Consider the following 9,985-nt stretch of genomic DNA (forward strand, 5'->3'; position numbering starts at 1 on the left):
GCGGAGGCGTTACGGCGGGCACAGTCTGTGCCAATCGATTTTAATGGCGGGCGGGCCGTTTCTGCCGCCCGTCGTCATTGTAATTTCTTCGCCATCGTCTAAGACAGGCGACGGAAAATATCTGTTCCATTCCCAAGGGAGAGACCATGACTGCCATTACCGATATCATCGCGCGCGAAATCCTCGACAGCCGCGGCAACCCGACCGTTGAAGTCGATGTTTACCTCGAAGACGGCTCCATGGGCCGTGCCGCCGTTCCTTCGGGCGCCTCCACCGGCGCGCATGAGGCGGTTGAGCTGCGCGATGGCGGCAAGCGTTATCTCGGCAAGGGCGTGGAAAAGGCGGTCGAAGCCGTCAATACGGAAATCTTCGACGCCATCGGCGGTTTCGACGCCGAAAACCAGATCCAGATCGACCAGACGATGATCGTGCTCGACGGCACGCCGAACAAGTCGCGCATCGGCGCCAACGCCATTCTTGGCGTATCGCTCGCTGTCGCCAAGGCTGCCGCCGAAGCTTCCGGCCTGCCGCTTTACCGTTATGTCGGCGGCCCGAACGCACATCTGCTGCCGGTTCCGATGATGAACATCATCAATGGCGGCGCGCATGCCGATAACCCCATCGACTTCCAGGAATTCATGATCCTGCCGGTCGGCGCGGAAAACATCCGCGAAGCCGTGCGCATGGGTTCTGAAGTGTTCCATACGCTGAAGAAAGAACTGGCGGCACAGGGTCACAACACCAATGTCGGCGACGAGGGCGGTTTCGCACCGGGTCTCGAAAGCGCACCGGCCGCGCTCGATTTCATCATGAAGTCGATTGAAAAGGCCGGCTACCGCCCGGGCGACGACATGTTCGTCGGTCTCGACTGTGCCTCGACCGAATTCTTCAAGGACGGAAAATACGTTCTCGAAGGCGAAGGCCGCACGCTGGAGCCGGGCGCAATGGCGGAATATCTGGCCGAACTCGTTGCCAAGTACCCGATCATTTCCATCGAAGACGGCATGGCCGAAGACGACTGGGAAGGCTGGAAGACGCTGACCGATCTCATCGGCAACAAGTGCCAGCTGGTCGGCGACGATCTCTTCGTCACCAACTCCGCGCGTCTTCGCGACGGCATCAAGATGGGCGTTGCAAACTCCATCCTCGTCAAGGTCAACCAGATCGGTTCGCTCTCCGAGACGCTGGATGCGGTCGAGACGGCGCACAAGGCCGGTTACACCGCCGTCATGTCTCACCGTTCTGGCGAAACCGAAGATTCCACCATCGCCGATCTCGCTGTTGCGACGAACTGCGGTCAGATCAAGACCGGCTCGCTTGCCCGTTCCGACCGGCTCGCAAAGTATAACCAGCTGATCCGCATCGAGGAAATGCTGGGCCCGCAGGCTGCCTACGCCGGCCGTTCGATCCTGCGCGGTTAATTCGCGTTCGGGTTTCTTGATGTGGCCCGTTGCCTGGCGGGTTCGTTTAAGCGGCGAGTGGTATGGTCCGCACTCCGTCACCCCGGACTTGATCCGGGGTCCAGCGCGATCAAGTCCTTGATCGCGAAAGACTCTTCTCACAGCGCAGACGCGCTGTGGCTGGATGCCGGATCAAGTCCGGCATGACGAGCGTTCTTTTAGCGTCTTTGCCAATCCAGCCCGCCTTTCGGCGGGCTTTTTAATGCCCATTTGCCAATCGCCCGTTAAGGTCAACGGATAGTTAAACAATCCGCCTTAGTCTCGAAACTCACGTTATGCGTTTTAAGGCTTCTCTCCGGCATGTGGACCAGACATCATAAAAAGAGACGATTCGGCCGTTTGATCGTTCCGGCCATCACGATCGCTTTTCTTTCCTATTTCGGCTATCATTCCATCCATGGCGACTTCGGCCTGCAGGCGACGGAGCGGCTGGAGCGGCAGCGTATCACCCGCACTGCGGAGCTTGCAAAGCTGACGCAGGCGCGTGTGGCGCTGGAGCGGCAGGTGGAATTGATGAGCGATGGCTCGCTGGAGCGGGACATGATCGACGAGATTTCCCGTTACCAGCTGAATATGTCCCGCACGGACGAAATCGTCATCATGAACACATATTTCTGATTAACCTGAATCAAGTTAATTTAACATTTCTGATTTATTCACAGCATCTTAGCGTGAATATGTGCCATGCGTTTAAAGCATTGCTGCATGGCATTTTCTTGCATATGGTACGCGCCACTCTATCCATTCAAATGGCAACTCAGGGAGGGATGAATGGCGCCGCGAAAATCAGCGACCGTATCCGGCCGCAAGACCACGGCAAAGGCTGCAACCGAATTCACCGGCAAGAACAGCCCCGACTTCTCCAAGGAAGACGAACTTCACGCTTACCGTGAAATGCTGCTCATCCGCCGCTTCGAGGAAAAGGCCGGCCAGCTCTACGGTATGGGCTTTATCGGTGGTTTCTGTCACCTCTACATCGGTCAGGAAGCCGTTGTTGTCGGCATGCAGATGTCGCAGAAGGAAGGCGATCAGGTCATCACCGCCTATCGCGACCATGGCCACATGCTGGCTCTGGGCATGAGCGCGCGTGGCGTCATGGCCGAATTGACCGGCCGCCGCGGCGGTCTGTCGAAAGGCAAGGGCGGCTCCATGCACATGTTCTCCAAGGAGAAGCATTTCTATGGCGGCCACGGCATCGTCGGCGCTCAGGTTTCGCTTGGAACCGGTCTTGCTTTCGCCAACAAATATCGCGGCAACGACAATGTCTCCGTGACCTATTTCGGCGATGGCGCGGCCAACCAGGGCCAGGTCTATGAGAGCTTCAACATGGCTGCTCTCTGGAAACTGCCGATCATCTATATCGTTGAAAACAACCGTTACGCCATGGGCACCTCGACCGCCCGCGCCACGGCCCAGTCGAACTATTCGCTGCGTGGCCAGTCCTTCGGAATTCCCGGCGTTCAGGTGGATGGCATGGATGTGCGCGCCGTCAAGGCCGCAGCCGACCAGGCACTGGAACATTGCCGCTCCGGCAAGGGTCCGATCATTCTGGAAATGCTGACCTACCGTTACCGTGGTCACTCCATGTCCGACCCGGCGAAATACCGTTCCAAGGATGAAGTGCAGAAGATGCGCTCCGAACATGACCCGATCGAGCAGGTCAAGGCACGGCTTCTGGAGCAGGGCTGGGCAAGCGAAGACGAACTCAAGGCCATCGACAAGGATGTCCGTGATATCGTTGCCGATAGCGCCGACTTCGCCCAGAACGACCCAGAGCCGGATGTATCCGAGCTTTACACCGACATTCTGCTCTGATCGGGAAAGGGAAACCAATGCCAGTAGAAATTCTTATGCCCGCCCTTTCTCCGACCATGGAGGAAGGCACGCTTTCCAAATGGCTTAAAAAGGAAGGCGACAAGGTTACATCCGGTGACGTGATCGCCGAGATCGAGACCGACAAGGCGACCATGGAAGTGGAAGCTGTGGATGAAGGCGTCATCGGCAAGCTGCTGATCGAGGCTGGCACCGAAGGCGTCAAGGTCAACACGGCAATCGCCGTTCTCCTTCAGGACGGCGAAAGCGCCGACGACATTTCTTCCTCCGCGAAGAAAGAAGAGCCGAAGGCCGAAGCCGCAAATTCCGATTCGGATGCGGCCGGCGGCAAGACCCGCGAAGCGACCGAGGAGCCGAGCGCTGCCAAGGAAGCCGCCAAGGTTCCGGCAGCACCGAAGATCGAAGCCGCAGCCGATCCGGATATTCCGGCAGGCACGGAAATGGTGATGACGACGGTGCGTGAAGCGCTGCGCGACGCCATGGCCGAAGAAATGCGCGCCGACGAAAAAGTCTTCGTCATGGGTGAAGAAGTCGCCGAATATCAGGGCGCCTACAAGATCACTCAAGGGTTGCTGCAGGAATTCGGCGAGCGTCGCGTTATCGACACCCCGATCACCGAGCATGGCTTTGCCGGTATCGGCGTCGGTGCGGCGATGACGGGCCTGCGGCCTATCGTCGAATTCATGACCTTCAACTTTGCCATGCAGGCGATCGACCAGATCGTCAACTCGGCGGCGAAGACGCTTTACATGTCGGGTGGCCAGATGGGCGCGCCGATGGTGTTCCGTGGCCCCTCGGGTGCCGCTGCCCGCGTCGGCGCACAGCATTCGCAATGTTACGCCGCATGGTACAGCCATATTCCGGGCCTCAAGGTGGTCATGCCTTACACGGCAGCCGACGCCAAGGGTCTGCTGAAGGCGGCTATCCGCGATCCGAACCCGGTCATCTTCCTCGAGAATGAAATTCTCTACGGCCAGAGCTTCGAAGTGCCGAAGCTCGATGATTTCGTGCTGCCTATCGGCAAGGCGCGCATTCACCGCAAGGGCAAGGATGCGACCATCGTTTCCTTCGGCATTGGCATGACCTATGCCATCAAGGCCGTTGCGGAACTCGAAAAGCTCGGCATCGATGTCGAACTGATCGACCTGCGCACCATCCGTCCGATGGATCTGCCCACCGTCATCGAATCGGTCAAGAAGACCGGTCGTCTGGTCACCGTCGAGGAAGGTTTCCCGCAGTCATCGGTCGGTGACTTCATCGCCAACCAGGTGATGCGCGCCGCTTTCGACTATCTCGATGCGCCAATCCTGACGATTGCCGGCAAGGACGTTCCGATGCCTTACGCGGCAAACCTCGAAAAGCTGGCTCTGCCCAACGTCGATGAAGTCGTTCAGGCCGTCAAAACCGTCTGCTACAAGTAAGGGGAGGCGTTTCGATGCCGATAAACATCACCATGCCTGCCCTTTCTCCTACGATGGAAGAGGGCAATCTGGCCAAGTGGCTGGTCAAGGAAGGCGACAAGGTCGCTCCCGGTGACGTGATCGCCGAGATCGAGACCGACAAGGCGACCATGGAAGTGGAAGCCGTCGACGAAGGCACCGTTGCCAAGCTGGTCGTTCCGGCCGGCACGGAAGCCGTCAAGGTCAACGCCCTCATTGCAATCCTCGCCGCCGATGGCGAGGATGTTGCCGAGGCGGCAAAGGGCGGCGCTGCCGCTCCCGCGAAGGCCGAGGCTCCGAAGCAGGAAGCTGCAAAGGCTGAAGCGCCGAAGGAAGAACCTGCCCCGGCCAATGCTGAAAAGCCCGTGGCCGATCAGGCTGTCGCATCGTCCACGCCGGCTCCGGTCGCAAAGTCCGGCGAGCGCATCTTCGCTTCGCCGTTGGCACGTCGTCTCGCCAAGGAAGCCGGTCTCGACCTCACGGCCGTCTCCGGTTCCGGCCCGCATGGCCGTATCGTCAAGACCGACGTGGAAAAGGCTGCCGCTTCCGGCGGTGCGAAGGCCGCACCAGCTGCTGCCGCATCCGCAGGCGCACCGGCTCCGGCCCTCGCTAAGGGCCAGTCGGACGAAGCCGTTCTCAAGCTGTTCGAACAGGGTTCTTACGAGCTCGTGCCGCATGACGGCATGCGCAAGGTGATTGCCAAGCGTCTGGTTGAATCAAAGCAGACCGTTCCGCATTTCTACGTTTCTGTCGATTGCGAACTGGATACGCTTCTGGCGCTGCGTGCCCAGCTTAACGCCGCTGCCCCTGAAAAGGACGGCAAGCCAGCCTACAAGCTGTCGGTCAACGATATGGTCATCAAGGCGCTGGCGCTGGCGCTTCGTGACGTGCCTGACGCCAACGTCTCCTGGACGGAAAGCGCCATGGTCAAGCACAAGCATTCGGATGTCGGCGTTGCCGTTTCCATTCCGGGTGGCCTGATCACGCCGATCATCCGCAAGGCGGAAGAGAAGTCGCTCTCCACCATCTCCAACGAGATGAAGGACTACGGCAAGCGCGCCAAGGAGCGCAAGCTGAAGCCCGAGGAATATCAGGGCGGCACGACCGCCGTGTCCAACATGGGCATGATGGGCGTCAAGAGCTTCTCCGCCGTCATCAACCCGCCGCATGCCACCATTCTGGCAGTCGGCGCGGGTGAAGAACGCGCGGTCGTCAAGAACGGCGAGATCAAGATCGCTAACGTCATGACCGTCACGCTCTCCACCGACCATCGTTGCGTCGATGGCGCGCTCGGAGCCGAACTGATCGGCGCCTTCAAGCGCTACATCGAAAACCCGATGGGCATGCTGGTTTGATCGGAGAGTGACATGGTGAAGTCGGTCCTCTGCTTTGGCGATTCCCTGACATGGGGATCGAACGCGGAAACGGGTGGCCGGCATAGCCATGACGATCTCTGGCCGAGCGTCTTGCAAAAGGCGCTTGGCCCTGACGTGCATGTCATCCACGAAGGTCTTGGCGGTCGCACCACCGCCTATGACGACAATACCGCGGATTGCGACCGCAACGGTGCGCGGATTCTTCCGACGTTGTTGCACAGCCATGCGCCTCTTGATCTGGTGATTATCATGCTTGGCACCAACGACATGAAACCGGCGATCCATGGGTCGGCGATTGTTGCCATGAAGGGCGTCGAGCGGCTGGTGAAGCTCACGCGCAACCACATCTGGCAGGTGCCGGACTGGGAAGCGCCCGATGTGCTGATCGTCGCTCCGCCGCAGCTTTGCGAGACGGCAAATCCTTTCATGGGCGCGATCTTTCGTGATGCGATCGATGAATCGGCAATGCTGGCGTCCGTTTATCGGGATCTGGCCGACGAGCTCGATTGCGGCTTTTTTGATGCGGGCTCCGTTGCCCGAACGACGCCGGTGGATGGCGTCCATCTCGATGCTGAAAATACGCGGGCCATCGGGCGAGGGCTGGAGCCCGTCGTCCGCATGATGCTCGGACTTTAAGAACAATTCCCGGTCGTGGCGCTGCTCGCGACCCGATAGGACAAGGCAGGATTTCCAATGGCTCAATCATATGACGTCATCATCATCGGTTCGGGACCGGGCGGTTACATAGCCGCGATCCGCGCAGCCCAACTCGGCATGAAGGTTGCCGTCGTGGAGCGTGAGCATCTGGCCGGCATCTGCTCCAACTGGGGCTGCATTCCCACCAAGGCGCTGCTGCGCACCGCCGATGTCATGCACACCGCCACCCATGCGAAGGATTACGGCCTGACGCTGGAAGGCTCGATCAAGCCTGACGTCAAGGCAATCGTGGCGCGCTCGCGCGGCATTGCAGCGCGCATGAACAATGGCGTCGGTTTCCTGTTCAAAAAGAACAAGGTCGACATCATCTGGGGTGAAGCAAAGATCACCAAGCCGGGTGAGATCGTGGTCGGCAAGTCCACCAAGCCGGTGGTTCAGCCGCAAGGTCCCGTGCCGAAGAACACGCTGGGCGAGGGCACTTACACAGCCAAGCACATCATCGTCGCCACAGGCGCCCGCCCGCGCGCGCTGCCCGGCATTGAGCCCGATGGCAAGCTGATCTGGACCTATTTCGAGGCAATGAAGCCGGAAGAACTGCCGAAGTCCCTGCTCGTTATGGGCTCGGGCGCCATCGGCATCGAATTCGCCAGCTTCTACCGCACCATGGGCGTCGACGTCACCGTCGTCGAGATCATGAGCCAGGTCATGCCGGTCGAGGATGCGGAAATCTCCACCTTCGCCAAGAAGCAGCTCGAAAAGCAGGGCATGAAAATTCATCTGGAGACCAAGGTTTCCAAGGTGGAGAAGGGCGCGAACTCCATCACCGCGACGCTTGAGAAGAAGGACGGTTCTTCCGAGAAGATCACCGCCGACCGCATGATCTCCGCCGTCGGCGTCGTTGCCAACATCGAAGGCATCGGCCTTGAGGCTGCCGGTGTGAAGACCGATCGCGGCTTTATCGTTATCGACGGTTACGGCAAGACCAACGTTCCCGGCATCTACGCCATCGGCGACGTCGCCGGCCCGCCGCTGCTCGCCCACAAGGCCGAGCACGAAGCTGTCATCTGCGTCGAAAAGATCGCCGGTCTGCCGAATGTGCATCCGATGGACAAGCTCAAGATTCCGGGCTGCACCTATTGCAATCCGCAGGTCGCCTCGGTGGGCCTGACCGAAGCCAAGGCCAAGGAGCAGGGTCGCGACATCCGCGTTGGCCGCTTCTCCTTTGCGGCAAACGGCAAGGCGGTTGCGCTCGGCGAAGACCAGGGCATGGTCAAGACCATCTTCGACAAGAAAACGGGTGAGCTGCTCGGCGCGCATATGGTCGGTGCGGAAGTGACCGAACTCATTCAGGGCTTCGTTGTTGCGATGAACCTCGAGACCACTGAAGAAGACCTGATGCACACGATCTTCCCGCATCCGACCATTTCGGAATCGATGAAAGAAAGCGTGCTTGACGCCTATGGGCGTGTGCTGAACGCATAAGTGCTCCGTGATACCCGGCATTGTCTAACCATGCCGGGTGTCCCATATGTCTCGATGCAGGCTCCTTAAAAGGGGCTGGTTCTTTCAGGGAGCGTGGGAATGGAAAGTGTAGGCTGGATTGCAGCAATCATCATCGGCGGTCTCGCCGGCTGGCTTGCGGGCAAGCTCATGGATATGCGCTTCGGCATTTTCATGAACATCGTCCTTGGCATTGTCGGTTCGGTGGTCGCTGTCGCCGTGCTGCGAACCTTCGATGTTTTCGTGCAGGACAGCAGGCTCGGCTATTTCGTCACCTCGTTCCTCGGCGCCAGCCTTTTGCTGTTTCTGGCGAAGCTAGTACGGCGCTGACAGGCTTCGTGGCCGGAAGGGGCTTACGCTTTTTCTGGAATTGTTCTAAAGCATCGGGCCAACAGATGTTTAGGTCGCCAGGGGCGATGGAAGCAGGTTTTTAATGGTCACTATTCTCGACAGGACGTCGTCCGACGAAAAGCGCATTCGCCACCCGGAAAAGGCGCATAAGCCCGATACCGAGGTCATGCGCAAGCCGGAATGGATCCGCGTCAAGGCGCCGACCTCCAAGGGCTATCACGAGACGCGTGAACTGGTGCGTTCGCACAAGCTGGTGACGGTGTGCGAGGAAGCCGGCTGTCCGAATATCGGCGAGTGCTGGGACAAGAAGCACGCGACCTTCATGATCATGGGTGAAATCTGCACCCGCGCCTGCGCCTTCTGCAATGTCGCGACCGGCAAGCCCAATCCGCTGGATATGAACGAGCCGGAGAACGTCGCCAAGGCCGTCAAGCAGATGGGCCTTTCTCACGTCGTCATCACTTCGGTTGACCGTGACGATCTCGCCGATGGCGGTGCTGAACATTTCGAAAAGGTGATCTGGGCGATCCGCGCCGCTTCTCCGACGACGACCATCGAAATCCTCACGCCCGACTTCCTGAAGAAGCCCGGCGCGCTGGAGCGTGTCGTGGCCGCCAAGCCCGATGTCTTCAACCACAATATGGAAACCGTTCCGGGCAATTACCTCACGGTTCGCCCCGGCGCGCGCTATTTCCACTCCGTGCGCCTCTTGCAGCGGGTGAAGGAACTCGATCCCACCATGTTCACCAAGTCGGGCATCATGGTCGGTCTCGGTGAAGAGCGCAACGAAGTGCTGCAGCTGATGGACGACCTGCGCAGCGCCGATGTGGACTTCCTGACCATCGGTCAGTATCTGCAGCCGACCCGCAAGCACCACAAGGTCGAGGCCTTCGTGACGCCGGAAGAGTTCAAGTCCTATGAGACGGTGGCTTACACCAAGGGCTTCCTGATGGTGTCGTCGAGCCCGCTGACCCGCTCCTCGCACCATGCCGGAGACGATTTCGAGCGCCTGCGTGCGGCCCGCGAAAAGAAGCTGCTGGCAGCTGCGGAGTAAGGAACGGAAAGGGTCAGTAATATAGGCGCTGGATCGGGCGATGTGCGCTCTTTCCACGTCATGCTCGGGCTTGTCCCACTACTGTCCGGTTTAAATTTGCGGCCATTGGAAGGCCATCTGGTTTTGGTTTCTGGGTTTGTCTGGTGGCGGGTTTAGAAGCCGATCGGTGCGTCGCCGGTGCATGAGGTTTGCGCGTACCAGCCGGGCGAAGGCGAGTGGGCTTGGCACGGTCTTCTGGTCAGCCTGCGCCAATCGCAGGAGCAGGTAAGCGATCAGGGCGACAGCGATCTGGATGCGCACGGCATTTTCTGACGT

At 59.4% G+C, this 9,985-nt stretch carries 9 protein-coding genes and 1 pseudogene; 9 read left to right on the plus strand and 1 reads right to left on the minus strand.

What is annotated here, in order from left to right:
* Positions 1 to 146: 146 nt before the first annotated feature.
* From eno to lipA, 9 genes are all read left to right on the plus strand, one after another.
* Positions 147 to 1,421, plus strand: coding sequence for a phosphopyruvate hydratase (gene eno, locus PH605_RS19920; RefSeq protein ID WP_142845820.1), 1,275 nt, complete (start codon positions 147 to 149; stop codon positions 1,419 to 1,421).
* Positions 1,422 to 1,760: 339 nt separating this feature from the next.
* A complete protein-coding gene (locus PH605_RS19925) occupies positions 1,761 to 2,078 on the plus strand; it encodes an FtsB family cell division protein (protein WP_003502598.1) in 318 nt (105 codons plus the stop codon).
* A gap of 153 nt (positions 2,079 to 2,231) precedes the next feature.
* Positions 2,232 to 3,275, plus strand: coding sequence for a pyruvate dehydrogenase (acetyl-transferring) E1 component subunit alpha (gene pdhA / locus PH605_RS19930; protein ID WP_065653902.1), 1,044 nt, complete (start codon positions 2,232 to 2,234; stop codon positions 3,273 to 3,275).
* A gap of 17 nt (positions 3,276 to 3,292) precedes the next feature.
* Positions 3,293 to 4,714 carry a pyruvate dehydrogenase complex E1 component subunit beta gene (locus PH605_RS19935; RefSeq protein WP_142845821.1) on the plus strand — a complete coding sequence of 474 codons (1,422 nt, stop codon included), beginning with the start codon at positions 3,293 to 3,295 and terminating at the stop codon, positions 4,712 to 4,714.
* A gap of 14 nt (positions 4,715 to 4,728) precedes the next feature.
* On the plus strand, positions 4,729 to 6,087 hold the full coding sequence (locus PH605_RS19940; RefSeq protein WP_142845822.1) for a pyruvate dehydrogenase complex dihydrolipoamide acetyltransferase: 1,359 nt from the start codon (positions 4,729 to 4,731) through the stop codon (positions 6,085 to 6,087).
* A gap of 12 nt (positions 6,088 to 6,099) precedes the next feature.
* The gene (locus PH605_RS19945) at positions 6,100 to 6,744 is read left to right on the plus strand and encodes an SGNH/GDSL hydrolase family protein (RefSeq protein ID WP_142845823.1); all 645 of its coding nucleotides are present in this window, start codon (positions 6,100 to 6,102) and stop codon (positions 6,742 to 6,744) included.
* Positions 6,745 to 6,801: 57 nt separating this feature from the next.
* Positions 6,802 to 8,247 (plus strand): dihydrolipoyl dehydrogenase, encoded by a 1,446-nt coding sequence (gene lpdA, locus PH605_RS19950; protein ID WP_003502607.1) that lies wholly within the window; start codon positions 6,802 to 6,804, stop codon positions 8,245 to 8,247.
* 99 nt (positions 8,248 to 8,346) lie between these two features.
* Complete coding sequence (locus tag PH605_RS19955; RefSeq protein WP_042619429.1) at positions 8,347 to 8,595, plus strand: GlsB/YeaQ/YmgE family stress response membrane protein; 249 nt, start codon at positions 8,347 to 8,349, stop codon at positions 8,593 to 8,595.
* 103 nt (positions 8,596 to 8,698) lie between these two features.
* Positions 8,699 to 9,670: a lipoyl synthase gene (gene lipA / locus PH605_RS19960; protein ID WP_078053954.1), complete on the plus strand. Its 972-nt coding sequence runs from the start codon at positions 8,699 to 8,701 to the stop codon at positions 9,668 to 9,670.
* A gap of 90 nt (positions 9,671 to 9,760) precedes the next feature.
* Here the strand turns inward: lipA and PH605_RS19965 are convergent.
* Positions 9,761 to 9,985: pseudogene (locus PH605_RS19965) on the minus strand (IS4 family transposase); the annotation flags it as partial.

The sequence above is a fragment of the Agrobacterium sp. CFBP 3001 genome, from assembly GCF_027871605.1.
Lineage (GTDB): Bacteria > Pseudomonadota > Alphaproteobacteria > Rhizobiales > Rhizobiaceae > Agrobacterium > Agrobacterium leguminum.

What these genes read in the sequence shown, in the direction of transcription:
- PH605_RS19935 (WP_142845821.1), top strand. Translation starts at nt 3,293, where the DNA reads ATGCCAGTAGAAATTCTTATGCCCGCCCTTTCTCCGACCATGGAGGAA.
- PH605_RS19955 (WP_042619429.1), top strand. Translation starts at nt 8,347, where the DNA reads ATGGAAAGTGTAGGCTGGATTGCAGCAATCATCATCGGCGGTCTCGCC.
- eno (WP_142845820.1), top strand. Translation starts at nt 147, where the DNA reads ATGACTGCCATTACCGATATCATCGCGCGCGAAATCCTCGACAGCCGC.
- PH605_RS19945 (WP_142845823.1), top strand. Translation starts at nt 6,100, where the DNA reads ATGGTGAAGTCGGTCCTCTGCTTTGGCGATTCCCTGACATGGGGATCG.
- PH605_RS19925 (WP_003502598.1), top strand. Translation starts at nt 1,761, where the DNA reads ATGTGGACCAGACATCATAAAAAGAGACGATTCGGCCGTTTGATCGTT.
- pdhA (WP_065653902.1), top strand. Translation starts at nt 2,232, where the DNA reads ATGGCGCCGCGAAAATCAGCGACCGTATCCGGCCGCAAGACCACGGCA.
- PH605_RS19940 (WP_142845822.1), top strand. Translation starts at nt 4,729, where the DNA reads ATGCCGATAAACATCACCATGCCTGCCCTTTCTCCTACGATGGAAGAG.
- lpdA (WP_003502607.1), top strand. Translation starts at nt 6,802, where the DNA reads ATGGCTCAATCATATGACGTCATCATCATCGGTTCGGGACCGGGCGGT.
- lipA (WP_078053954.1), top strand. Translation starts at nt 8,699, where the DNA reads ATGGTCACTATTCTCGACAGGACGTCGTCCGACGAAAAGCGCATTCGC.